This is a genomic window from Salmonella sp. SJTUF15581 (assembly GCF_043356775.1).
Classification (GTDB): Bacteria; Pseudomonadota; Gammaproteobacteria; order Enterobacterales; family Enterobacteriaceae; genus Salmonella; species Salmonella enterica.
Genome location: NZ_JBEUJY010000018.1, coordinates 30,083 through 57,048, shown reverse-complemented (window position 1 = coordinate 57,048; position 26,966 = coordinate 30,083). Strand labels below are relative to the sequence as shown.

The following is a 26,966-nucleotide window of genomic DNA, read 5'->3' as shown; positions in this document are numbered from 1 at the left end:
CACAATACTTCAAATGATTTTTATAAAATTTAATATTGCTGAATACCTTCACAAAAGGTATTGTTTTTATGTTAAAAAAGAAAAAGAAGAAGAAATTAAAATTCATTATAAAACATAAAGATAAATAAAAAATCATCATACGTTGTTAGCCCACCCCACCTCTCCTTAACACAAACTCCGTTATATTTCAGACGCACTAACACCTTTATCAATAGATCTTAATTTGCAGAAAGATTTTTTTCTGACTATATCATCTAATACGAAAGCACTAGTCAGGCACAAAAAATAAAGGGTTATTCGGCGAGAAAACCAGACCTTCACCTACGCTCATAAAAAAGAATATGGCTACGGAAATTCATCTCTCATGATGAACGGGAAGGCTCGTCTACGCATTTTGCCCTGAACGTCGTGCCCGTTAATTAATACACAGAGCAAATCCATCAGGAGCTAATTTATGCGTCTACTCGCCGTGGTTTCGAAATTGACTGGCGTCTCCACCACTGTGGAATCCTCAGCGGTCACTCTTAACGCCCCGTCAATTGTTAAATTATCAGTGGCCCGGGAGGAAATTAGTCAACTTACGCGCATTAATCAGGATCTGGTGGTGACGCTCCATTCCGGCGAAACGATCACGATTAAAAACTTTTACGTTACCAACGATCTGGGCGCAAGCCAGCTGGTACTGGCGGAAAACGATGGCACGTTATGGTGGGTAGAAAATCCGCAAGCCGGGCTACATTTTGAACAAATCGCGGATATTAATGAGCTGCTGGTCACTTCTGGCGCTTCCCATGAAGCAGGCGGCGCCGTTTGGCCGTGGGTACTGGCTGGTGCGGTGGCGGCTGGCGGCATTGCCGCTATCGCGTCTTCCGGCGGCGGCGATTCCCACCATCATTCGGATGGCGATAATCCGCCCCCCGATAACACCAATCCTGACGGTAATCCCCCTGATAACAGCAATCCCGGCGGCAGTAACCCTAACGGCAATACTCCAGGTAGCAGTAATCCTGTAGATACTACCCCGCCTCTCGCTCCCGGCAAATTGTTGATTTCAGCGGACGGAAAAACGGTGAGCGGCGAGGCCGAAGCGGGCAGTACCATTACCATCAAAGATCCTTCAGGTAACGTCGTTGGCGAGGGCAAAGCGGATAGCGACGGTAAATTTAGTATTGATCTGACAGCGCCACAGATTAGCGGCGAACAACTTACCGTGACCGCGACTGACGATGCTGGCAATACCGGCCCATCGGCAACCATTGATGCGCCCAACGTTCCTCTCCCCGATACACCAGCTATCACCGCCGCTATCGATGATGCCGCTCCCCTCACCGGCACGCTGAGCAATAACCAGTTTACGAACGACAATACCCCCACTCTGGAGGGCACCGGCAGCGCAGGCACAGTCATCCATATTTACGCCAATGGTCAGGAAATAGGCTCCACAACGGTTGATGCCAGCGGAAACTGGCATTTTGCCATTACCAGCGCGCTGGCGGATGGGGAAAATCATTTCACCGCCATTGCGACTAACGTTAAAGGCGAAAGTAGCGAATCAGCCCGCTTTACGCTGACTATCGACACACTCAGCCCCGATGCCCCACGCGTTGAACTGATTGCCGATAACACCGGTTTGCTCACCGGGCCGTTACAGAATAATGACCGGACTGACGAGGCAAAACCGCTATTTTCCGGGCAGGGAGAGGCAGGCAATACCATCACGATTAAAGAGGGATCAACCGTTATCGGCAGCGCTACCGTAGACGAAAATGGACGCTGGACCTTTACCCCGACTACGCCGTTAAGCGATGGCGAGCATACCTTTACCGTCGAACAAAGCGACAAAGCCGGAAACACGAGCCGCGTGACGACAACGCCTACTATCATTGTGGACACCACGCCACCGGACGCCGCTACCATTGATAATGTTGCGAAAGACGGCACAACCGTTAGCGGCACCGCTGAAACTGGTAGTACCGTGTCGATCTATGACCCGGCGGGAAATTACCTGGGCTCCACGATTACCGGAGAAAATAACCACTTCAGCATCACGCTGAATCCGGCTCAGACCCACGGCGAGCGCCTGGAAGCGCGTATTCAGGACGCCGTCGGTAACATCGGCCCCGCCACGGAGTTTACCGCTTCTGATTCACAGTATCCTGCCCAGCCGACTATCCTTACCGTGACGGATGACGCTGGCGCCGTTACCGGGCTACTGAAAAATGGCGATGCCACAGATGATAACCGCCCAACCCTCAGCGGTACTGCTGAACCAGGCAGTACGATATCGATTAACGATAATGGCTTTCCTGTACTGACCTTTCCGCCCATTGTCGCTGACGCTGACGGCAAATGGAGCTTTACCCCCTCGCTGGCGCTTGCCGATGGCGACCATGTCTTTACCGCTACCGCGACCAACGATCGCGGCACCAGCGGGCAGTCCGTCTCCTTTACCATTGATATCGACACGCAGCCGCCGGTGCTGGAAGGCCTGGCGGTTAGCGACGTCGGCGACAGACTTACCGGCACTACGGAAGCTGGCAGTACTGTAGTTATCAAAGACAGCCTGGGAAATACGCTCGGTAGTGGAACGGCAGGCGACGACGGTACCTTCTCAATAGGTATTAGCCCGGCGAAAATTAACGGCGAAACATTAAGCATTAGCGTTACCGATAAAGCCGCGAATAGCGGTCCAGTAGAAACGCTGAACGCGCCGGATAAAACTGCGCCTGCGGCACCGGACGGTCTTATCGTGGCGACCGACGGTCTGTCCGTAAGCGGTCAGGCGGAAGCCGGGGCAACGGTCACTATCCGTGACAGTAGCAACACCGTACTTGGCAGCGCCGTCGCTAACGGCAACGGACAATTTATCGTTCCGCTGAATACGGCGCAGACTAACGGCCAGGCGCTTATCGCTACCGCCACCGATGTTGCGAAAAACGAAAGCGCCGCCGCGACGGTTATCGCGCCGGACAGTACCGCGCCGGAAATGCCGAAAAACGTGGTAATTAGTGAGGATGGCGCCAGTATCAGCGGCACCGCCGAACCGGGTAGCGCCATTACGATCGCCACGCCGGACGGCAAGCCGCTTGGCAGCGGCAAAGCAGATGGCGAAGGTCATTTTACCCTTCCCCTCGTCCCCGCACAGACCAACGGCGAACAGGTTACCGTCACCGCCACCGACAGCGCCAACAACGTCAGCCCGCCAACCACAGCGCAAGCGCCCGATATCACCGCCCCGGATAAGCCCATTATCACTCAGGTGCTGGACGATGTTGAAAGCTTCACCGGGCCGCTGGTTAACGGACAAACCACCAACGACAACCGTCCCACCCTTAGCGGTACGGCGGAGGCCGGCGCGCGTGTCGAAGTCTTTGATAACGGCGTTTCACTGGGACTCGCCACGCTACAGCCCAACGGCGGCTGGACGTTTACGCCGTCGCAAAATTTAGGTGAAGGCGCGCATCGACTGACCGTAATCGCAACCGACGCTAAAGGCAATGCAAGTCCGGCCGCGTCATTCGACCTGGTGGTCGATACGCAATCGCCGCAGCAACCGGTAATCACCTTCATTACAGATGATGCGCCGGGTATTCTCGGTAGCGTCGCACATCTGGGGCTCACTAACGACAGCACGCCAACGATTAACGGTACAGGTGAACCGGGTTCCACAGTACACCTGTATCAGAATGGCGCCCGGATAGCGGATATTATCGTCGGTAATTCCGGCGTCTGGAGCTACGCCTACACCACGGCCTCGCCACTGGCGGACGACACCTACACCTTTACCGTGACGGCCAGCGACAGTAACGGCAACACCACGCCTTTTTCGACCGATTTTACGATTACCATTGATACCCAGGCCCCTGCCGCTCCCGGCGTTATCGGCGTAGCTGACGGCGACGGAAATACGATTGATACCAATCAGATTACCCAGGAATCCCAGCCCCGGTTGAGCGGTAGCGGCACCGCAGGCGACACAATCATCCTTTACGATAACGGCAATGCCATAGGTCAGGCGCTGGTCGGCACGGACGGGCGCTGGCAGTTTACGCCGCCTGCCGCGCTGGGCGACGGCGACCACCTTCTGACCGCTCGCGCCAACGATCCGGCGGGGAACGAAAGTCCCGAATCCATCAGCTTTACCCTGCGCGTCGATACCCAGGCGCCGGATGCGCCGCAGATCGTGTCAGCCGCCATCACAGGCGGAGAAGGCGAGGTGCTACTGGCAAACGGCAGTATTACCAATCAGCGTATGCCGACCCTCAGCGGCACCGGCGAACCCGGCGCCATCATCACCCTGTACAATAACGGCGTAGAACTGGCTACCGTCCAGGTCAATCCACAGGGTAGCTGGACCTATCCGCTAACCCGTAATCTGAGCGAAGGGTTAAACATCCTGACGGCCACCGCCACGGATGCCGCAGGCAATAGTAGCCCCACCTCCAGCGTTTTCTCCGTTACCCTTGATACCCAGCCTCCAGCGCAGCCTGACGCGCCGCTAATCAGCGATAACGTCGCGCCGGTTATCGGCAACATCGGCAATAATGGCGCAACGAACGATACCACGCCGACCTTCAGCGGCACGGGAGAGATCGGCAGCACGATTATTCTCTACAATAATGGCAGTGAAATTGGTCGCACAACGGTAGGCGATAACGGAAGCTGGAGCTTTACGCCTGCGGCACTGACGCCAGAAACCTATACCATTACCGTCACGGAAACCGATATAGCGGGCAATATCAGTCCACCTTCCGCCTCAGTCACTTTTACGCTAGACACCACTGCGCCCGCCAATCCAGTTATCACTTTTGCCGAAGATAACGTCGGCGAAGTCCAGGATACTATTGTCAGCGGCGCAACCACTGACGACAATACGCCGGTCATTCACGGCACTGGCGACATCGGCAGCATTATTACGCTCTATAACGGCAGCAGCGTTTTAGGCGTAGTCACCGTCGATGAGACCGGCACCTGGACGCTAGCGGTGACCAGCGCGTTGCCGGATGGCGTCTACACCCTGACCGCCATTGCCGCCGATGCCGCCGGAAACAGCAGCGGCGTATCGAACAGCTTTACCTTCACCGTCGACACCGTTCCGTTGCAGCCGCCCGTCGTCAATGAGATCCTTGACGATATTGCGCCAGTGACCGGGCCATTAACCGATGGCGCCTTTACTAACGATCGGACGCTGACTATCAACGGCAGCGGCGAAAACGGCAGCACCGTCACGATTTACGACAATGGCGTGGCAATCGGGACGGCGCTCGTCACCGACGGGACCTGGACATTCAATACGCCCGAATTGTCAGAAGCCAGCCATGCGCTAACCTTCAGCGCGACTGACGATGCTGGAAATACCACGGCGCAAACCCAGCCGATCACCATTACCGTGGATATCACCGCCCCGCCCGCGCCAACGATCCAGACGGTGGACGACGATGGCACGCGCGTGGCCGGACTTGCCGACCCTTACGCTACCGTTGAAATTCATCATGCCGATGGCACCCTGGTCGGCAGCGCTGTCGCTAATGGTACCGGTGAATTCGTCGTTACGCTCAGTCCGGCGCAAACCGATGGCGGTACGCTGACGGCAATTGCTATCGATCGCGCGGGGAATAACGGCCCGGCTACGAATTTTCCCGCTTCCGACAGCGGTCTGCCCACCGTCCCGGCCATCACGGCAATTGAAGATGATGTCGGGAGCGTACAGGGGAATATTGCGGCGGGCGGCGCCACGGACGACACCACGCCGACGCTGCGCGGCACCACGGATATCGGCTCTACCGTTGAAGTTTTCATTGATGGCGATTCGGCAGGCTTTGCCACCGTTGACGCCAGCGGGAACTGGATCTTTGAGATCGCGACGCCATTAAGCGAAAGCACACATTACTTCACCGTCCAGGCAACCAATGCGAATGGCCCGGGCGGCCTGTCCGCACCGGTCGGGATCACTGTCGATCTTAGCGCGCCGGCGCAACCGGTTATTACCAGCGCAACGGATGACGTCCCCGGCATGACCGGTACGCTGGATAACGGCGCGCTCACCAATGATTCACGCCCGACGCTCAACGGAACGGGAGAAGCAGGCGCCACCATCCGCATTCTGGATAACGGCGTAGAAATCGGTTCCGCCACGGTAGATCAAAGCGGCAACTGGCGCTTCACCCCGAACGCGCCGCTGGAGAGCAACGCGCACATCTTTACCGCCGTAGCGACCGATCCCGCCGGCAATAGCGGCCAGCCTTCGGACGGTTTTACGCTGAACATTGACGCGCAGGCGCCAGATGTGCCGGTTATCACGTCCGTGATTGACGATAACAATCAACCGACCGTTCCGGTGTTACCGGGGCAATCCACCGACGATCGGCAGCCAATACTGAACGGAACTGGCGAACCTGGCGCGACAATCACCATTTTTGATAACGGTACGCCGCTTGGCACAGCTCAGGTAGGCGAAAACGGTAGCTGGACATTCCCGGTGCCCCGCAATTTGTCAGAGGGAAGCCATAATCTGACGGTTAGCGCTACCGATCCGGCGGGCAATACCAGCGCGGTCTCCGCGCCGTGGACGATCGTGGTCGATATTACGCCTCCGGCGATCCCGGTTCTCACCTCCGTCGTGGATGACCAGCCCGGTATTACCGGCAACCTGGTTAGCGGGCAGCTAACGAACGATGCGACGCCCACCCTGAACGGGCGCGGAGAGGCAGGCGCGACGATTAATGTCTATCTTGACGGTAATCCCGCGTCCATCGGTACCACGACGGTGAATAGCGACGGCACATGGAGTTTCACGCCGCAGACGCCGCTTGCAAACGGTAGCCACACGTTCACCCTTAGCGCCACCGATCCGGCGGGTAATAGCAGCGCGGTGTCCAGCGGATTTGTGCTGACGATTGACGCCACACCGCCCGCCGCGCCGGTTATCGCCAGCGTGGCAGACAATACGGCGCCGGTGACGGGCATCGTCCCCAACGGCGGCTCGACGAACGAAACCCGACCAACACTCTCGGGTACCGGTGAGGCGGGTACAACCATCTCGATTTATAATGGCAGCGCGCTGGTCGGCACAGCGCAAGTTCAGGCCAACGGTAGCTGGAGTTTTACACCGTCTACCTCGCTGGGCGCGGGCGTCTGGAACCTGACGGCGACAGCAACCGATGCGGCAGGCAACACCAGCGCCGCGTCCGAAATACGCTCGTTTACTATTGATACCACGGCTCCCGCCGCGCCTGTTATTGATACGGTCTACGACGGTACGGGCCCCATTACCGGCAATCTGAGTTCAGGGCAGATCACAGATGAGGCGCGCCCTGTCATTAGCGGCACCCGTGAAGCCAACACAACTATTCGTCTCTACGATAACGGCACGCTGCTGGCTGAAATTCCCGCCGACAATAGCAGTAGCTGGCGCTACACGCCCGATGCCTCGCTGGCGACGGGCAACCATGTAATTACCGTCATTGCCGTTGATGCCGCAGGCAACGCCAGTCCCGTTTCAGACAGCGTTAATTTCGTCGTCGATACCACGCCGCCGCTGACGCCAGTAATCACATCAGTCAGTGACGATCAGGCGCCAGGCCTCGGCACGATCGCGAACGGCCAAAATACCAACGATCCTACGCCAACCTTCAGCGGCACCGCAGAAGCCGGCGCCACGATCACACTCTATGAAAATGGTACGGTCATTGGCACGACAACGGCTCAGCCTGACGGCGCGTGGAGCGTCGCCACCTCAACGCTGGCAAGCGGAACGCACGTCATCACCGCCGTCGCCACCGATGCCGCAGGAAACAGCAGCCCGAACAGTACGGCTTTCACCCTGACGGTCGATACCACCGCGCCGCAAACGCCGATCCTGACGTCCGTGGTGGATGACGTCGCGGGCGGGGTCACAGGAAATCTCGCTAATGGTCAGATAACCAATGATAACCGCCCCACGCTGAACGGCACTGCCGAAGCGGGCAGCGTGGTCAGTATCTATGATGGCAACACTCTGCTTGGCGTCACCTCGGCTAACGCGGGCGGCGCGTGGAGCTTCACGCCGACGACAGGGTTAAACGACGGCACGCGCACATTAACAGTGACCGCCACCGACCCGGCAGGCAACGTTAGCCCGGCCACCAGCGGTTTTACTATCGTGGTTGATACCCTTGCGCCAACGGTTCCGCTTATAACCAGCATCGTTGATAATGTCCCGAACAATACCGGCGCCATTGGCAATGGACAATCGACCAACGACACACAGCCGACGCTCAACGGTACTGCGGAAGCCAACAGCGCGGTAAGCATCTTCGATAATGGCGCGCTGGTCGCGACCGTGAACGCCAATGCCAGCGGCAACTGGAGCTGGACGCCAACCGCCGCGCTCGGCCAGGGAAGTCACGCCTATAGCGTTAGCGCCGCCGATGCGGCTGGCAACGTTAGCGCCGCTTCGCCATCGATAACGATTATCGTGGATACCATTGCGCCCGGCGCGCCCGGCAACCTGGTCATCAATGCTACCGGTAATCGGGTGACGGGCACCGCGGAAGCAGGCAGTACAGTGACGATTACCTCTGATACTGGTGTGGTACTGGGAACCGCCACCGCCGACGGTACAGGCAGCTTCACCGCCACACTCACGCCCGCGCAGACCAATGGTCAGCCGCTACTGGCATTTACCCAGGATAAAGCAGGCAACACAGGCATTGCCGCCGGATTTACCGCGCCCGATACGCGTGTGCCGGAAGCACCGATCATCACCAACGTAGTAGATGATGTGGGTATTTATACCGGCGCTATCGCCAACGGCCAGGTCACTAATGACGCACAACCCACATTGAATGGTACCGCTCAGGCGGGCGCCACGGTGAGCATTTATAACAACGGGGCGCTGCTCGGCACCACCACGGCGAACGCCAGCGGAAACTGGAGCTTTACCCCGACAGGCAATTTGACCGAAGGCAGCCACGCCTTCACCGCCACCGCGACTAACGCCAACGGTACAGGCAGCGTCTCCACCGCCGCGACGGTGATTGTCGATACGCTGGCGCCCGGTACGCCGTCAGGTACGCTCAGCGCCGATGGCGGCTCACTTTCCGGACAGGCAGAGGCAAACAGCACCGTAACCGTCACGCTGGCGGGCGGCGTGACGCTCACCACCACCGCCGGCAGCAACGGCGCATGGTCTCTCACCTTGCCGACAAAACAAATTGAAGGTCAGCTCATTAACGTGACGGCCACTGACGCTGCGGGTAATGCCTCCGGCGCGTTAGGCATTACTGCGCCGGTTCTGCCGCTGGCGGCAAGGGATAACATCACCAGTCTTGATCTGACCTCGACCGCCGTCACCAGCACGCAAAACTATTCGGATTACGGCCTGCTGCTGGTTGGCGCGCTTGGCAATGTCGCCTCGGTTTTGGGTAACGATACCGCTCAGGTTGAGTTCACCATTGCTGAAGGTGGTACGGGCGACGTCACCATCGATGCCGCCGCAACGGGAATCGTGCTTTCGCTGCTCAGTACTCAGGAGATTGTGGTACAGCGCTACGACACCAGCCTCGGCGCCTGGACGACGATCGTCAACACCGCCGTTGGCGACTTCGCGAATTTGCTTACCCTGACCGGGAGCGGCGTTACCCTGAACCTGAGCGGCCTGGGCGAAGGCCAGTACCGGGTACTCACTTATAACACCAGCCTGCTCGCCACCGGGTCATATACCAGCCTGGATGTCGACGTACACCAGACCAGCGCAGGTATTATTAGCGGGCCAACCATCAGTACCGGCAACGTCATGGCTGATGATACCGCGCCGACGGGCACCACGGTCACCGCCATCACCAACGCCAACGGCGTCAGTACGCCGGTCGGCGCGGGCGGCGTGGATATCCAGGGGCAATACGGCACGCTGCACATTAATCAGGATGGCAGTTACACCTACACGCTGACTAAGCCCACGGCAGGATACGGACATAAAGAGAGCTTCACCTACACCATTACCCAGAATGGCGTCGGTAGCAGCGCCGCGCAACTGGTTATCAATCTGGGTCCCGCGCCTGTACCGGGCAGCGTGATAGCGACAGACAATAACGCCTCGCTGGTCTTTGATACCCACGTTAGCTACGTCAACAACGGCCCCTCGACACAAAGCGGCGTCACGGTATTAAGCGTCGGACTTGGTAATGTACTGAACGCGAATCTGCTTGATGATATGACTAATCCGATCATCTTTAACGTTGAAGAAGGCGCTACGCGAACCATGACGTTACAGGGAACCGTCGGCGGCGTCTCACTGGTTTCCACGTTCGATCTGTACGTTTATCGCTTCAACGATGCCATTCAGCAATATGAGCAGTTCCGGGTGGAAAAGGGCTGGATTAACACCCTGTTGTTAGCCGGACAATCCCAGCCGCTGACCCTGACGTTGCCTGGCGGCGAATACCTGCTCGTGCTGAATACCGCCAGCGGCATTAGCGTCCTCACTGGCTATACGCTGGCGATTTCTCAGGACCACACCTATGCCGTTGACAGTATCACCGCCAACACCACCGGCAACGTACTGTCCAATGATGTCGCCCCTACGGACGCCCTCCTCACTGAAGTAAATGGCGTGGCGATTGCGGCGACCGGCACGACGGAGGTAAACGGGTTGTATGGCTCGCTCATCATTGACGCAAGAGGCAACTATACCTACACGCTGAAGAACGGCGTCGGCGCCGACAGCATTAAAACGCCGGACAGCTTTATCTATACGGTCAAAGCGCCAAACGGCGATACCGATACGGCCTCGCTCAATATCACGCCAACCGCCAGGGCGCTGGATGCGATTAATGATGTCAGCGATACCCTTAGCGTCGCCACGCTTCAGGATACCGCTGCCTGGCTGGACTCCAGCGTCGGCAGCGCCAGTTGGGGGCTACTCGGCAAATCGGGCAGCGGGAGCGGCACCTTTGACGTTGCAACGGGCACCGTACTTAAAGGCGCGTCACTGGTCTTTGATGTCTCCACGCTCATTACGCTGGGCAATCTGAATATTAGCTGGGCCATTCAGGAGAACGGGACCGTCATACGCAACGGAACCGTTCCGGTGGCGAATATCACGCTGGGCAGCGCGACGGTGACCGTCAACCTGAGCGGCCTGGAGCTGGATGCCGGAACGTACACGCTTAACTTTACCGGCACCAATACCCTGGCCGGGGCGGCGACGATCACGCCACGCGTCATCGGCACCACCGTCGATCTGGATAATTTTGAAACGTCCGGAACGCATACCGTTCTCGGCAATATTTTTGACGGCAGCGATGCGGCGGGGGCGATGGATCAACTTAATACGGTGAATACCCGCCTGAGCATTAGCGGGTATAACGGCAGCGCCGCCACGCTGGACGCCGCGGCGAATACCACCAGCGCCACGATTCAGGGACATTACGGCACATTGCAAATTAACCTTGATGGCGCTTACACCTACACCCTGAATAATGGCGTCGCGATGTCGTCCATCACCAGTAAAGAGGTCTTTACCTATCAACTGGATGACAAGATGGGTCATACGGATAGCGCCACATTGACCATTGATATGGCGCCGCAAATCGTCAGTACCAACCAAAACGATGTTCTCATCGGCTCCGCCTATGGCGATACGCTGATTTACCACCTGTTAAACGGCGCGGACGCGACCGGCGGCAACGGCGCCGATCGCTGGCAAAACTTCTCCACCGCGCAGGGCGACAAGATCGATATCCACGAACTGCTGACCGGCTGGGATCACCAGGCGGCGACGCTGGGTAACTTTGTGCAGGTTCATACCAGCGGTGCCAATACGGTGATATCCGTCGATCGCGACGGCGCCGGTAGCGCGTTTAAATCCACTGACCTTGTCACGCTGGAGAATGTGCAGCTCACGTTAAATGATCTGTTGCAGAACAACCACCTGATAACCGGCGGTTGATAAAAAAGCCCCGAACGCCACGACGTTCGGGGCAACAAGCGGTGATATTTAAAAGGGATAAACTATGGCAAGAGTCGCGCCTGTCGCCATCGTACTGGCATTTGCTTTGTTTCATCACCAGCCCCGGGGCGCAGAAGCGCTGCCAATTATCACATCCGAAGGATTAGCAACGGACCAGATGCTTCCTTCGCTGGATGGCTCCGCCGCTGAGTTGCCGCTCAGCGCCGCCGCGCCGGGCAACCTGACGCTCAATGACGCGGTCAATCGCGCCGTTAACTGGCATCCTTCTATTCGCGAAGCCATCGGCAAACTGCTCGCACAGAATGAACAAATAGAGGTCGCCAAATCGAAATATTATCCGCAAATCAGCGCTGGCGTGAACAATGGGTACAGCAATACCTACACCGATCACGGGTATAGTCCCTCGCTGGTGCTGTCGGTATCGCAAATGCTTTATGACTTCGGCAAAGTGGCAAGCCAGGTTCGTGCCGAAACCGCAGGCGCAGCGCAGCAGCAGGCCAATGTGTTGCTCAGTATTGATACCGTCGCGCACGAAACCGCCAACGCCATTGTACAAACGCAGAGCTGGCAGCAAATGGTAGACGCGGCGGAAGAACAGCTCACCGCGCTGGACAACATCGGTAAACTTATCCGGCAGCGCAGCGATGAAGGCGCTACGTCGCTATCTGACGTGGTGCAAACCGAAGCCAGAATCGAATCCGCCCGCTCGCAACTGGCGCAGTATCAGGCCAATCTCGATAGTGCGAAAGCCTCACTGATGAGCTGGCTGGGCTGGAATTCGCTTAACGGCATCAATAATGACTTCCCGGCGAAACTCGCTCGCAGCTGTGAGACGGCGACTCCCGACGATCGACTGGTGCCCGCGGTACTGGCCGCCTGGGCGCAGGCCAACGTTGCGCGGGCGAATCTGGACTATGCCAGCGCGCAAATGACGCCGACGATTTCGCTCGAACCTTCTGTACAACATTATCTTAATGATAAATATCCCAGTCATGAAGTGCTGGATAAAACCCAGTATTCCACCTGGGTAAAAGTTGAGATGCCGCTTTACCAGGGCGGAGGGCTGACTGCCCGACGCAACGCCGCCAGCCATGCGGTAGACGCGGCTCAGTCGACCATTCAGCGCACCCGGCTTGATGTCCGCCAGAAACTGATGGAGGCGCGCAGCCAGGCAATGAGTCTTGCCAGCGCGTTACAAATCCTTCGTCGGCAACAGCAGCTTAGCGAACGTACGCGCGAACTGTATCAGCAGCAATACCTTGACCTCGGTTCCCGCCCGCTGCTCGACGTGCTTAATGCGGAGCAGGAAGTTTACCAGGCGCGTTTTGCCGAACTGCAAACGGAAAGCCAGTTGCATCAGTTGCAACTGAACTGTCTGTATAACACCGGCGCGCTTCGTCAGGCGTTCGCGTTAAATCATCGCAGCATTCAATCCGTGGAGATCCAGCCATGACCCGCGCCGCCCCCGATGTAGAAGAGGTACTCAGTGAGCGCGCGCTGAGCCAATGGGCGCAGGCCATCAGCCATGTCGCCGGTCATTATCGCGTTGCCTGTTCTCCCGGTTCAATTCAGGCCAACGCCCCGTGGTTTAGGGGTAAAAGCAGAACGACCGCCTTAACGCAGCTCGCGCGGCAGGCGGGTTTATCCTTTCATGCGCCGGACATAGACAAAACGGCATTTAGTCAGTGGCGATTGCCGTTAGTTGTCGAGCTCCGGGACGGGCAGTTATTGGTCATCGAGCATGTTAATGGCGAAGATGCGGTAGACGTTTTTGTGATTGAAGAAGAGGGTCAGCGTAACCGCCTGACGCTCAGCGAGTTATTGCCGGAGATCCTCTATGTTGCCGCGCTACGCCCGCTATCGGCACTCAAGGATAGCCGCGTCGATCGCTATATCTCCCGCTTTAAACCCGACTGGATGCGCGAGCTGGTTCTGCAGGATATTCGCCCTTATTTACCGGTAATGGTCGCCGCCTTTCTGATTAACGTGCTGTCTCTGGCCGGGATTGTGTTCTCTATGCAGGTTTACGATCGGGTGATCCCCGCTCAGTCATATCCTACCCTGTACGTTCTCTCCTTCGGCGTGCTGGTAGCGGTGCTGTTCGGTTTTCTGCTGCGTGAAGCGCGTACGCACATTATGGACGTGCTCGGTAAACGCGCCGATATGCGCATTTCCGATCGGGTATTCGGTCATGCGTTAAGGCTGCGCAACAGCGCTATCCCCCGTTCCACCGGCAGTTTTATCTCGCAGTTACGCGAACTGGAGCAGATCCGCGAGATGATTACCTCTTCAACGCTGGCGACCATTGTCGATCTGCCTTTCTTTTTCCTGTTTATGATAGTCCTGTCGATTATTGCCCCACCGCTGGCATGGATAGCGCCCGTGGCGGCTCTGCTGATGATCCTGCCGGGCGTGGCACTGCAAAAAAAACTGGCTGTCCTCGCCAACCAGGCCGCTCACGAAGCGACGCTACGCAATGCAGTCTTGGTCGAAAGCGTTCAGGGTCTGGAGGATATTAAACTGATGCAGGCGGAGAACCGCTTTCTTCAGCAGTGGAATAGCTATATCCGTATTACCGGCGAGTCGGGTCTACGCACCCGCAAACTCACGCAAGGGCTTATCAGTTGGGGGATGTCGGTACAAAGTCTGGTGTATGCCGCAGTGATTATGTTCGGTGCGCCGATGGTCATTGAAGGCAGTATGACTACCGGCGCCGTGGTCGCCGCGTCGATGCTCGGCTCGCGGATGATCGCGCCAATGGCTAACCTGTGCGGCGTGCTGGCGCGCTGGCAGCAGGTGAAAGCGGCGAAGATGGGGCTCGACAACATTATGCAACTGCCCACCGAGACACAGCATGACGACAGCCTGATACACCGCGACATCCTCCACGGGCATTACCTCTTTGAAAACGCTCAGTTTCGTTACCATAACGACGATCAACGCATACCGCTGCGCCTCGTGCGTCTGGAGATCATGCCAGGCGAGCGGATTGCGATACTGGGGCGTAACGGTGCGGGTAAATCCACACTTTTACAGGCGATGGCGGGCGGCCTGGAAATGATTCAGGGAGATGCCCGGCTTGATAATCTCAGCTTGTCGCACATCGATATGGCGGATTTACGCCGCAACATCGGCTTTCTTAGCCAGAACGCGCGGCTTTTCTTCGGCACCCTACGAGAGAACCTGACGCTCGGCGCGCCGCACGCCAACGATGAACAGATTTTTGACGCGCTCGAAGTCAGCGGCGGCGCCGTCTTCGTCAGGCGGCTGGCAAAAGGGTTGGATCATCCCATTATGGAGGGTGGTAACGGCCTGTCCGGCGGGCAGCGCCAGTCCCTGTTGCTGGCGAGAATGCTGCTGCGCTCCCCCAATATTGTGCTACTTGACGAACCCAGCGCCTCGCTGGACGAGCATACGGAACGAGAGTTTATTCAGCGGTTACATCAGTGGCTTGGCAATCGTACCCTGGTCGTCGCGACGCACCGGGTACCAATACTGGAGCTGGTTGAGCGTGTCGTTGTCCTGAAAGGAGGACAACTGGTGATGGATGCACCAAAAGCGCAGGCGCTTAACGCGGATCGGATGCAAAGTCACCGTCGGGAGTGGAAAAATGAAAATCAATCAGCATGATGCCGCGATGGACGATCCCGATATTCAGCGTGAACGGGCGTTTTCCGGCGCGGGTCGTATTGTTCTGATCTGCTCATTGTTATTTCTCATTTTCGGCATCTGGGCGTGGTTTGGCCGACTGGATGAGGTTTCCACCGGCAACGGGAAAGTGATCCCCAGTTCACGCGAACAGGTTCTGCAGTCGCTGGATGGCGGCATTCTGGCGCAGTTGACGGTGCGGGAAGGCGACAGAGTTCAGGCTAACCAGATTGTCGCCCGGCTTGATCCGACGCGTCTGGCGTCCAATGTGGGTGAAAGTGCGGCAAAATATCGCGCTTCACTCGCCTCCAGCGCACGGTTAACCGCGGAAGTCAGCGACTTACCTCTCGCCTTCCCCGCTGAGCTGAACGGCTGGCCGGATCTGATTGCCGCAGAGACGCGTCTCTATAAAAGCCGCCGCGCGCAGCTGGCCGATACCGAAGCCGAGCTACGGGATGCGCTGGCGTCGGTTAATAAAGAGCTGACCATTACCCAGCGGCTGGAGAAAAGCGGCGCGGCCAGTCATGTTGAAGTGCTACGCCTGCAACGACAAAAAAGCGATTTAGGCTTAAAAATTACCGATCTGCGCTCACAATATTATGTGCAGGCACGCGAAGCGTTATCGAAAGCGAACGCTGAGGTCGATATGCTCTCCGCCATTTTAAAAGGACGCGAGGATTCCGTCACCCGCCTTACCGTGCGTTCGCCGGTACGCGGCATTGTTAAAAATATCCAGGTCACGACGATTGGCGGCGTGATCCCGCCTAACGGTGAGATGATGGAGATAGTGCCGGTAGACGATCGTCTGTTGATTGAAACCCGCCTTTCGCCGCGTGATATCGCCTTTATTCATCCCGGCCAACGCGCATTGGTTAAAATTACTGCTTACGATTACGCCATTTACGGCGGGCTTGACGGCGTGGTGGAGACCATTTCACCGGACACCATTCAGGATAAAGTGAAACCGGAAATTTTCTACTATCGCGTGTTTATCCGCACCCACCAGGACTATCTACAAAATAAATCAGGACGCCGTTTTTCGATTGTTCCAGGCATGATCGCCACGGTGGATATCAAAACCGGTGAAAAAACCATTGTCGACTATTTAATCAAACCGTTTAATCGCGCGAAAGAAGCGCTGCGCGAGCGGTAAATCGTTGAAGATAAGAAGATACGGGGGCTGGTCACGCGTGTCACAAGTCTGTTATACTTACCTTACACATTGGGGCTGATTCTGGATTCGACGGGATTTGCGAAACCCAAGGTGCATGCCGAGGGGCGGTTGGCCTCGTAAAAAGCCGCAAAAAAATAGTCGCAAACGACGAAACCTACGCTTTAGCAGCTTAATAACCTGCTTAGAGCCCTCTCTCCCTAGCCTCCGCTCTTAGGACGGGGATCAAGAGAGGTCAAACCCAAAAGAGATCGCGCGGATGCCCTGCCTGGGGTTGAAGCGTTAAAACGAATCAGGCTAGTCTGGTAGTGGCGTGTCCGTCCGCAGGTGCCAGGCGAATGTAAAGACTGACTAAGCATGTAGTACCGAGGATGTAGGAATTTCGGACGCGGGTTCAACTCCCGCCAGCTCCACCAAATAAAACAAGGGGTTACGTGAAAACGTAGCCCCTTTTTCTTTGGTAGTGGCGGCAAAATGGCGACAGCGTGTCGGACTGGCGGCAACAAAAAACCCGCCATTAAAGCGGGTTTTGTTCAGAAACTCATGTGGCCTTGACCACCTTTTCCCGGATGTGGTGGCGCAGAAGAAATTAGATTCGGTTTTATGATGTGCCGTACAAACGTTTCATGAGTAACGAACGTACAGCCACAATTTATATTTTGGCACTGGTTGTAACGTTCTTTTGTCGTAGCTGACACCTGAAAGCTGCTTCTGGTATGTGCTGCATGACCGCACTCTGGACAGTTCATCATTGCTGTTATCCCACCACTTTTGCCGCAATCGCAATAATGATACATCATTATTCAATATTGAGAACCAATTATTCGATTTCAAGACCATCAATCTTTACTTCAAGCTCCATGCTGGTCGTAAATCCATTATCCGGGCTGACAGAATGTGTCAGGGTGGTAATGGTCCATTCTGCATCATCAATCGGCTGCTTAAATCCCGTCACCTTCACCGGCATTTCCGTATAGAGATCAGCCCGCCCCTCAGCGAGCTGCAGGGAAAATGAAGCAACCCCACGCTGCAGACGTTCCCACTGCATTTTTGCTGCGCGCTCTGCATTGTTCCGGTTGGCGTAGGTACGATTAAGAACCAGCACGTTTTCATCCGTTCCCACCAGATAATCACCCTGTTTTGCTTCCGGCTCTTTGGGTGTGGTGGCTTTCTTTCGACGACGCTTAACACTGGTTGTCTCTTTTTTCCTGGGTTCACGCGTATGCAACCAGCTGGCAATAACACCGGTATAGGCACCACGATCAGCAAGGGTGAACCGATGACCGTCACCGGCTTTGCGCGTGATGGTGATAACCGGCAGCGGCTTGCCGCTTGCCGTTCTTCCCTGTCCCTGCCGGATAAATAGCAGGTTCCCGTCTTTAACGGAAGCAATCGCCCCATACTGCCTCGCCAGTTTCATCAGAAAACTTGCATCGCTTTCATTGGTCTGGTCCATATGATCCAGCGCCTTATCCGTCAGGTCCTTACCCAGCGCCACTTTGAGGTTATGCCGGGCGGCGATTTCCTTTACCACCTCCCCCACCGTTGTCTGATGCCATGATTTTTCGCGCCGTGTATTGAGGGTTTCACGGAAATCTGCGCTACGCGCCCTGATGGTCAGCCGGTCAGGCGCACCGCTGTGTTCAATTTCATCTACGGTAAAAGCCCCTTTAGGGAAAAGCGGCTGGCCTTTCCAGCCCAGCGCCAGCTGAATCACAGCCCCACGTCGCGGCAGGGCGATCAGCCCGTCGGCGTCGTCCAGCTCCAGATCAAGCTGGTCCGCTTCAAAGCCCCGGTTATCCGTCAGTGTCAGACTCATCAGGCGGGTATCCATCACCGTCGTCACGTCTTTGCCTTCGATGGTGATACTGAAAGCCGGGCTTTTGCTGTTCAGATTCAGGAGATCAGAATTAACGTTCACTGCAGCAATCCTCCAGCCGTGTTTTTAATCCCCCCAATAGCAGATGCTGCGGAGTCCTGCAGGTTGCTGAGCTGGTCACTCAGGCTCCCGAACATGTCAGAGAGCGACTCATCAACCCGTTTGAGGGTGATCGTAAACTCAATGCGCCTGGGCATTCCGCTGGCAAAAAACTCCTTCTTTGTCTGGCTCAGACTCTCAATAACAAACATGCCGTAAATGGTTCCACTACCTTCAATCAAAGGCCATGCCTTGCCCAGTTCAGCCATTTGTTCAAGCGCCAGTAATGACAGTCTGCCGCCGGTCACTTCCGGCAGCAGAACCCCGGACAGTGTCAGTGAATCGTTATCCTGGCCAAGAAACTGCGTTGACGGACGGCGGTTCACCCGGCTGTTGGCGGCGTGTCGCCAGCTGCGCTGATACTGCAGTTCCTGATAAGGGACAGTGCGCAGCATAAATACATATAAACCCAGTACCATCATCATGATTCATACCCCCCCTGATCGCTGAAATTGCTGCGTGCTTTTGCCCTGGCCCGGCGCTCCCGCTCGTCAAGCTGACGTGCCACTTCACGGGCAATATCCTGCGCACTCTGTCCCGGCTGCGCGACGATATGAATGGGCGCATTTATCTCATAACGAATAACCGGCGGCGGGCTATCTGCCTTAGCAAGCGGGGGCTGGTATGCCCTCGCAGGCAAACTGAACGGATGAAGCGGAACCGCTTCTGCAGGTGTCGCAGCAACCCCCATAACGCCTGCAACGACAGAGGCCAGCGCAGCAGTGCGCCGCCTGCTGGTAACATTTGCCGGTCCGTTCACAATTTCAGGGCCATTTTCTCCGACAATGCCAAACTGCCCGCGTGGAATGATCCCGCCCGTGTCGTACATCCCCGCGTAAGCCGGGAACCCGCCTGGCGGCAGCACCACTTTGCCGTCACTGTTCACTGTGGCGGACTGCTGCTGCGTAACCTGCGCAGGTAGTTTCGCCTTTGCCGCCTCCTTACTAACAATACCGAGCTTTTCCAGCAGCCATGACACACCGGATTTAAGTGACTCAAGTGGGTGCATCACCATATTCAGACCTTCCGCCAGCGCCTCACCAAACCGACGCCCCGTTGCAGCTGCGCTGTTCAGTTCTTCGGCAGTGGATTTAACCGGGGTAAGTAAATCATTGAACCAGCCCCACAAGGCCTGCACCCTGTCACCAATCCACTGAAACACGGGTCTGAGCGGCTCAAAGGCGGCGCTGATGGGCGCAGCAGCGGCTCTGAACCCTTCCACCACGCCCCCCAGAAATGCACTAATGGGCTGCCAGTATTTCCAGATAACCAGCGCCACGCCTGCCAGTGCAGCCACAACCAGCCCTACAGGACTGAGCAGCGCACCCAGCAGGCTACCAACAGCAAATAATGCCACGCGCAGCAAAGCCAGCGGACCAGAGATCAACAAACGCAGCACGCTACCTGTACGTGTGGCAGCGGCGGCTGCAGAAGGTAACGCTTTAACTGACAGCATTGACAGGCCAAACCGGATAACCGCCAGCGGCCCTAGTACCGCAGCCACCGCCACTGCCAGCGCCCCCAACCCAACAGTAATGGCTGCCGTAGCTGCCGCCACTTTCATCAGCGAGCCAGCCAGCACGGGATTCTGTTCAACCCAGCGACGCAACGCCCCGGTCACGCGCTTAACCATGCCCATAATATCCATCAGCGGCTGGCGCAACGTTTCCCCCAGGCTGCTGAAAGCGTTCTGCGCGCCCGTCTTAACCAGCAACCACTGCGCAGACAATGAATCCTTGTTAATGTCGGATTCTTTCTGCATGGAGCCATTAGCACCACTACCTGATGTGAGTTTCAGCTGGCGTTGCAGCTCCGGCAGGTTGTTAGCCAGCTTTGCCGCATCATCGCCAAACTCTTTGCCAAAAATCATTGTCATGGCTGACAGACGTTTATCCTGCGGCAGATTGTTGACCTTCTCCAGAACCCGCTGAATTGTGCCCATGGCATCGGTGGTCATCTGCTTTTCAATCTCCGCCGGATTGAGTTGCAACAGATTCATGCCTTCAAAAAATCGTTTACTTTGCATGGTGGCAATGGACAGTTCACGCACCATGGCATTAGAGGCGCTGGCGGCGATTTCCGGGGCAGCCCCAAGAGAAAGGAATGTTGAACCCAGCGCCGCGGCCTTTCGGAAGTCAAGGCGGTCAGCCACGCCTCCCATACGCTGCAGGACGTTGATAATGTCCCCACCCTTTGACATGGCGTTATCGTCCAGGTAGTTCAGCGCATCGCCCAGTTGTTCAATATTGCGCGTCGGAACTTTATAGAGCTGCGCGATTTTCCCCAGCCCTTCAGCCAGTTCATCTGCGGGCAGCTCAAAGGCCGTTGCCGCTTTTGCCGCCGTGGATGCAAAAGCCAGCAGGTCACGTTTCTGCTCTTCGTAAGGATCGTCCTGATTGGTCACCCCCATGCGAGCACCACCTTCAACCAGCGCGGCATAGTCTATAGCGCCGTTCTCCATCGGCAGCTGTTCGCTGGCGGCCTTGATGGCATCCTGCATGTCATAAAACTGTTTTGTGCGGTTGCCATTATCGTCCCGCAGCCCGTTTACCTGCTTTGCCACGCCTTTCATGGCATCTTCCATGCTGGCGTAGCTCTTAACTGCCGCCACAACAGGTGCGCCCATTGCCACCCCTGCAGCCGTAGTGGTAGCCCCTGCCCCGGCGATGCGATCCCGCACCTCAAGACGGCGTGAATACTGATCGCGGACGGCGTTCATTCGCGCCTGCTGTTCGCCCAGGCGTTTAAGGGATTTCTGCTGCCGGTCCAGGGCCTGCCGGGTTTCGTCGGCATTCTGCCGCAGTTCCCGCTGCACACTACTGAGCTTTTTCGTGTCCAGTCCGGCTTCATTGAGCGCAAGACGCTGGCGCTGCACCGACTGACGTAGACCGTTATATTTGCTCTGTAACTCCGTAACGCGGTTTTTTGCCTGCTCAAGCAGCCGTGCCTGCGCCGCCGTCGGGCGGTTGGTAGCAGAGAATTGCGTGGCAAGTTTCGCAGCTTCTTCGCGTGCGGCTTTCAGGCTGTTACCGGTGACTGCCAGATGCGCGCTGGCCTTGCGGAAACCGTCAATGCGGCCCGCCTGAGCATCTAATTCTTTTAAACGGGCGCGGCTTTGCTGAATCACTGTAGCCAGCTCTTTTGAGCTGGCCTGCGCGGATCGAAATGGGCGGGTGAGCTTGTCAACCGCATTAAGAATCACCTGCAGACGCAGGTTATTGTCACTCATCGCTGGCCCCGCTTCGCTGAATTGCCTTATGCCGCCACGCCAGCACCTCAGTCAGCGGCATAACGTCAGTGATGGATGGCGACCAGTGAAAGATGGTGGCGATGTCCGCCACAAGATCATCAATCGTCAGGCTGTCGGTAAACCGGCAAGCACCGACTTCTTCAACAAAAAAGTCACCACCTCTACCGACAGCGCGGTGAGATCGGCGGGGTCCAGCTCTGCCATTTCCTGCGCGGTCAGCGTCGGGGTGGAGATTCGCGGGATCACTGTCATCATTGCCCCCACGTCCATATCCATAATGGCCTGCAGGCGTGTGCCACGCAGTGCGCCGGACTGAGGCTTGCGCAGCACAATTTCGGTAATTTCAGTTTTACCGCGCATGATGGGGGTATCCAGTTTTACGGTCTTTTCAGTCAGCTTGTCGCTCATGTTCGTATCCTGTTAATGAAATACTGGCGCGGCTGCCCGCGCCGTTAAGGTTAATCAGAGGCCGAGGGCATTACGGTGTTCTTCCATCAGGTCCACGCCGCCAACGATTTCTACCATGTTGACCAGATCGACCTCATAGAGCACTTCACCATTAATGGTCAGCTTCGCGTAGCTGTTGGTACTGCTGACTTTGGTGCTGCTGCTCTCGCCGGTTTTCCACTCGCCGGAATCCACTTCTTTATGACGCCCGCGCACAACCAGCTCAACGGCCTGCACTTCGCCGGTATCGTCACGCTGAATGGAACCGGTGAAACGCAGCTGGATGCCGTCAACGGTTGCCTTGCCCATCTGCTTGAATAACAGCAGCTCGGTACCGCCGATTGAAAATTCCGTGTCCAGTGCACCGTCATCCAGCCCCATGTCCACATCCACTGCGCCCGGCATACCGCCGCCGCGATACTTCTCAAACTTGCGGGTAAATTTCGGCAGGGTCAGAGACTCAACGATCCCCTGCCAGTTGTTCCCGTCGTTGAACAGGTTCAGGTGTTTTAACTTGCGTGGTAAAGCCATGATTCCCCCTTATGCAGCGACACGGCTGGCAAAATCGACCAGGTAACGATCGGTGATGCGCTGGCGCAGCATCAGGTTTTCAAGCGGAGGCACCGGCGTGTAGTCATAATCGATGGTCAGTTTCCCGGCTTTAAGGGTGTCTTTATCGTTAACAGACTCATCCAGCCAGCAGTCACCACCAATCAGGTATCCCTGGTTGACCAGACTGCGCATCTTGGCGCGTAGTCCTTCAATAATGTCGCGGGCCAGCGACGGATTAAGCACGCCATCCACCGCCCACATGTGCGCCTCCGCCATAGTGTCAGCCAGCACCTGCGCCGTGCGGGTGTAGTTCTCAAAGGCAAACAGCGGATCGTCACTGAGACAACGGGAACCCCAGAAGCGGAAGCCGTCTTTGCGGATCAATGTGGTGACGTCATTTTTGTTCAGCAGTCCCGCATCGGTTGCCGGGTCCTGCAGATCCCAGAACACATCAGCGGAAATGCCGGTGACACCGTTCACCCCCACATTGGACAGGGTTTTATGCCAGCCGATCTGCTCGTCGATTTTGGCACGCAGGCCGAGCGCACGGGCGGAGGCGTAAGCCGTCGCGTCTGCTTTCAGCACGGTGTCAAAGTTGATGAAATCAGGCCAGATCAGCATTCCCTCGCGCTGACTGAAATTCTCGCGATAGGCAATAGCTTCCTCCACCGTTTTGCAGCCATTAGCAGCAAGGTAGGCAAACCCGCGCAAGCTTTGCGCCACGCCCAGCAGTTCAGTAGCAACGGCCTGAGTGTCATGTCCCGGCACCCCAAGAATGCGCGGCTTGACACCGAGCTGCGACTGCGCCGACAGTAGCGCTTTCATGCCCGTTTTCTTACCGTCGGAAGTTACGCCGCCGATAATATTGGAGGTGGTTTCCGCTTCGGTTTCTCCCTGCGCCACACGCACAACGACAGTCACGGGTTTTGCCTGATCTGCAATCGCGTCCAGCGAGCGGGCCAGCGTGCCGGACTCCCCCGCTTTACCGCTGGAGGTGAGCACATCAGTCAGCAGGACCGGCTTATTGAGGGGGAACACGGACGCATCAGCATCATCGCCGGTGCAGACCATGCCCACGATGGCAGTGCTCACCGTGGTAATAGGTCGGGTGCCCTCGTTGATTTCAACAACGCGCACCCCGTGGTGGTAATCCTGAGCCATAAGGCAGTCTCTCCGGTTGACAGGGATACCTTATGTTCTGGTTGCCAGGCGTGCGGCGCACGTATTTCACGATGTGTCAGTGCTGGTACAATATCGCCACTTTCAACGCGACTGATTTACAGGGAATTTCTTGTAAAGAGTGGAAATGCTAACATCAAAAAGTAATCCAACACGATGACGAGTTTCACCGGCGGCAAGCAACCGTCCGGCCTGCTCCCATTGCTCCGGAGTGAGCTTTGGACGCCTGCCACCGACTCGCCCTTGCGCCCTCGCAGCGGCAAGTCCGGCGCGGGTCCTTTCCACAATTAATTCCCTCTCCATTTCAGCGAGTGCGCCCATGATATGGAAAAAGAAACGCCCCATTGGTGTGGAAGTATCTATGCTATCCGTAAGACTGCGGAAATTAATGCCACGCTCCCGTAGCTCCTCTACCAGAACGACCAGATGACGCATACTGCGCCCCAGGCGATCAAGCTTCCATACAACTAGTGTGTCCCCTTCTGATAACGTCCTGAGCAACTTTTTTAATCCGGGCCTTTCTGATTTGGTCCCGCTTATTTTGTCTTCAAAAATCAGTTCACATCCTGCGCAATTCAGCGCGTTTCGCTGTAAATCAGTATTCTGGTCATTTGTTGACACCCGTACATAGCCAATTTGCACAACAGGCCCCCTCGCAAAAGGCTGGGATCATGCCATTTACGACCGTTTTCTGCATTTTCATAAATCTCGGTTTAGGCGAAACGATAAATCTGGCAAAAAATGCCGTCCCGGCGACACGGCGGGTTAACAGTAAACCACTGACCGGTGATATCACTTTGTGGGCGTCAGATGTGGGGGCCATTTCCGCCGATGCTGTTGGAGAAATTACCGATAACGGCACGATGGCATCAGCTAATGCACCCGGATGGTGGAAGGTGGCGGTGTCGAATTCTGATACGGTCGTTGATTTTCCCACCTATCCGGGTGGCAGCAAGTTGTACAGCTATGGATATCTGTTTGTTGAGAAAATCGGAGACGTCTGGTTTCAGCATTATTATGCCCATATTGGCGCGAACGCAAAGCGCCAGGACTGGGGAACTGTACCGAATACCAGTCGCCCGTGGGTTATTGACTACAACACCGCAAATAAACCGTCAGCCAGTGATGTGGGTGCATTGCCGATTACCGGAGGGCGTCTTAACGGTCCGCTAAGCATTGGTACTGATAATGCGCTGGGCGGCAATTCGATCGTTCTTGGTGATAATGACACTGGTTTTAAACAGAACGGCGATGGCGTGCTTGATGTTTACTCGAACTACACACATGTATTACGTTTCATCGGTAATCTTGTGGAGAGCATGGTTTCCCTGAAAGTAAACGGAAACGCTGTAGCTACAGGCGAAGTACAGGCAGGAAATGGCACGTCACGCATGGCTGGTAACGGGGATATTTTTGGTAATGTCTGGAACGGCTGGCTAAGTACACATCTGAATAATAATCTCGTCGCAGATATTCAATTAGGGGCTGGCACATCAGTGGCTACCTGGAACAATGCAGGTTCCTGGCCTAACACCCCCGGATATGTAGTTACCTCCGTCTGGAAAGATAATCAAGGCGAAAATATTGATGGCATTGCTTATGCGCCTTTGCAAAAAAGATTAGGTATTCAGTGGTATACCGTACAAGGGGGGACGGCATAATGAAAAAATATCAGGACATTAAAAATTTCAGACTTATTGACGCGCCCGTAAACAGGGGTAAAACTCAGTCCGAAATAAATATAGGTGCATATTTTCTGGAGTCAGAAGACGGGCAGGACTGGTATGAATGTCAGTCATTATTTTCTGATGATACCGCAAAAATCATGTACGACCATGAGGGGGTTATCTGGGGTGTTATTAATAAGCCAGTCCCGCAACGTGGAAACACATATGCTGTATCAATGCTGTGGCCGGTTAATATGTCTGTTGCGGAAATAGACGCTGCTGACTGTCCTGATGATTGCCGTGGTGATGGCTCATGGTTGTACAGAGATGGTAAGGTTTTACCCGTTCCGGTGGATTATCAGGCTAAGGCCGAAACCACCCGAGAGAAACTACTGGATGCCGCTAACAGCGCCATTGCCGACTGGCGAACCGAACTGGCGTTGGGTGAAATCAGTGACGACGATAAGGCCAGCCTGACTAAATGGATGGCGTATATCAGAGAGCTTAAATCACTGGCTTTAACAGGCATTTCAGACGAGGCCACCTTTAATAAAATACAGTGGCCTGTATTACCACAATAATAATTAATGACTGGTCGGTTTCTCCGGCCAGTCAGGGGCAGATGTATCCACCCGACTGACCAGAACGCTGTATTGTTCCCATGCTACCAGTCGCTGCTGCTCCTCATCGGTGATGATACCCAGCTTTACTGCCCGCGCCAGCGGCGTAATAACGGTCTCGGCCTCTTCGAGCAGTTTTACCTTTTTCGCTTCTACTTGCTGGCGCAGTTCTTCCGGTGTATAAACCCGCCTAATTATCTGCTCACGTTCGCTATCATACATCCAGCGTCCTGACACATCTGCCCGGCGATTAGCTGTGATATCCGGTAATTCAACAACGCTGCGCCCTTCAGGATTTATTTTCGACGCATCTTTATTGATTGCCACAATTATATTACTTTTGTCGTAGGCAACTTTTAGCGTGTCTACTGCAAAATTTTTCTGTTCCTCATACCAGTTCTTACCTTTTTCATCATACAGCCAAACCACACCAAATTTTTTAGTGAGTTGATACTGGTCAGGCGTTTTTGGATTACCGGCTACGATATTTTTTAGATGCATCAT

At 55.9% G+C, this 26,966-nt stretch carries 15 protein-coding genes, 1 other RNA gene and 1 pseudogene; 7 read left to right on the top strand and 10 right to left on the bottom strand.

All coding sequences use genetic code 11. The annotated features are described in order from the left end of the window. The first annotated feature begins 454 nt into the window (after positions 1-454). The 5 genes from bapA to ssrA all read left to right on the top strand — a co-directional run bounded on the left by bapA (position 455) and on the right by ssrA (position 17,185). Entirely contained in the window at positions 455-11,929 is an 11,475-nt protein-coding gene (gene bapA, locus ABVN36_RS21860; protein ID WP_023138908.1) for a biofilm-associated protein BapA, read from the top strand. 64 nt (positions 11,930-11,993) lie between these two features. Continuing rightward, a complete protein-coding gene (locus tag ABVN36_RS21855) occupies positions 11,994-13,403 on the top strand; it encodes a TolC family outer membrane protein (protein WP_112324624.1) in 1,410 nt (469 codons plus the stop codon). Further along, positions 13,400-15,580, top strand: coding sequence for a type I secretion system permease/ATPase (locus tag ABVN36_RS21850; protein WP_023138910.1), 2,181 nt, complete (start codon positions 13,400-13,402; stop codon positions 15,578-15,580). Before ABVN36_RS21855 ends, ABVN36_RS21850 begins: the two co-directional genes overlap by 4 nt. 7 nt (positions 15,581-15,587) lie before the next feature. Next, on the top strand, positions 15,588-16,751 hold the full coding sequence (locus ABVN36_RS21845) for an HlyD family type I secretion periplasmic adaptor subunit (RefSeq protein WP_075321944.1): 1,164 nt from the start codon (positions 15,588-15,590) through the stop codon (positions 16,749-16,751). A gap of 71 nt (positions 16,752-16,822) precedes the next feature. Then, positions 16,823-17,185, top strand: a transfer-messenger RNA (tmRNA) gene (gene ssrA / locus ABVN36_RS21840). A 117-nt stretch (positions 17,186-17,302) separates the two neighbouring features. Here the strand turns inward: ssrA and ABVN36_RS21835 are convergent. The 9 genes from ABVN36_RS21835 to fin form a co-directional block, all read right to left on the bottom strand. Next, positions 17,303-17,521, bottom strand: a complete 219-nt coding sequence (locus ABVN36_RS21835; RefSeq protein WP_000980498.1) for an ogr/Delta-like zinc finger family protein — start codon at positions 17,519-17,521, stop codon at positions 17,303-17,305. A 68-nt stretch (positions 17,522-17,589) separates the two neighbouring features. After that, a complete protein-coding gene (locus tag ABVN36_RS21830; protein WP_023138912.1) occupies positions 17,590-18,690 on the bottom strand; it encodes a phage late control D family protein in 1,101 nt (366 codons plus the stop codon). After that, the gene (locus ABVN36_RS21825) at positions 18,687-19,172 is read right to left on the bottom strand and encodes a phage tail protein (RefSeq protein WP_023138913.1); all 486 of its coding nucleotides are present in this window, start codon (positions 19,170-19,172) and stop codon (positions 18,687-18,689) included. The genes ABVN36_RS21830 and ABVN36_RS21825 overlap by 4 nt, the downstream gene beginning before the upstream one ends. After that, positions 19,169-21,976, bottom strand: a complete 2,808-nt coding sequence (locus ABVN36_RS21820) for a phage tail tape measure protein (protein ID WP_023138914.1) — start codon at positions 21,974-21,976, stop codon at positions 19,169-19,171. The genes ABVN36_RS21825 and ABVN36_RS21820 overlap by 4 nt, the downstream gene beginning before the upstream one ends. Further along, on the bottom strand, positions 21,969-22,088 hold the full coding sequence (locus tag ABVN36_RS21815; RefSeq protein ID WP_000763316.1) for a GpE family phage tail protein: 120 nt from the start codon (positions 22,086-22,088) through the stop codon (positions 21,969-21,971). Before ABVN36_RS21815 ends, ABVN36_RS21820 begins: the two co-directional genes overlap by 8 nt. Positions 22,089-22,102: 14 nt before the next feature. Further along, complete coding sequence (locus ABVN36_RS21810) at positions 22,103-22,405, bottom strand: phage tail assembly protein (RefSeq protein WP_001280967.1); 303 nt, start codon at positions 22,403-22,405, stop codon at positions 22,103-22,105. 54 nt (positions 22,406-22,459) lie between these two features. After that, positions 22,460-22,975: a phage major tail tube protein gene (locus ABVN36_RS21805; protein WP_001207653.1), complete on the bottom strand. Its 516-nt coding sequence runs from the start codon at positions 22,973-22,975 to the stop codon at positions 22,460-22,462. 9 nt (positions 22,976-22,984) lie between these two features. Further along, complete coding sequence (locus tag ABVN36_RS21800; RefSeq protein ID WP_023138915.1) at positions 22,985-24,157, bottom strand: phage tail sheath protein; 1,173 nt, start codon at positions 24,155-24,157, stop codon at positions 22,985-22,987. 102 nt (positions 24,158-24,259) lie between these two features. Continuing rightward, positions 24,260-24,817 carry a serine-type DNA invertase Fin gene (gene fin / locus ABVN36_RS21795; protein WP_001165558.1) on the bottom strand — a complete coding sequence of 186 codons (558 nt, stop codon included), beginning with the start codon at positions 24,815-24,817 and terminating at the stop codon, positions 24,260-24,262. A gap of 539 nt (positions 24,818-25,356) precedes the next feature. On the opposite strand from fin, the pseudogene ABVN36_RS21790 reads away from it, so the two are divergent. Further along, positions 25,357-25,836 (top strand): annotated as a pseudogene (locus tag ABVN36_RS21790) (phage tail protein); the annotation flags it as partial. After that, positions 25,806-26,423: a tail fiber assembly protein gene (locus tag ABVN36_RS21785; protein WP_077908642.1), complete on the top strand. Its 618-nt coding sequence runs from the start codon at positions 25,806-25,808 to the stop codon at positions 26,421-26,423. The pseudogene ABVN36_RS21790 and the gene ABVN36_RS21785, both read left to right, overlap by 31 nt. A 3-nt stretch (positions 26,424-26,426) precedes the next feature. Here the strand turns inward: ABVN36_RS21785 and ABVN36_RS21780 are convergent, their stop codons facing one another. Continuing rightward, a complete protein-coding gene (locus ABVN36_RS21780) occupies positions 26,427-26,966 on the bottom strand; it encodes a tail fiber assembly protein (protein ID WP_023138916.1) in 540 nt (179 codons plus the stop codon).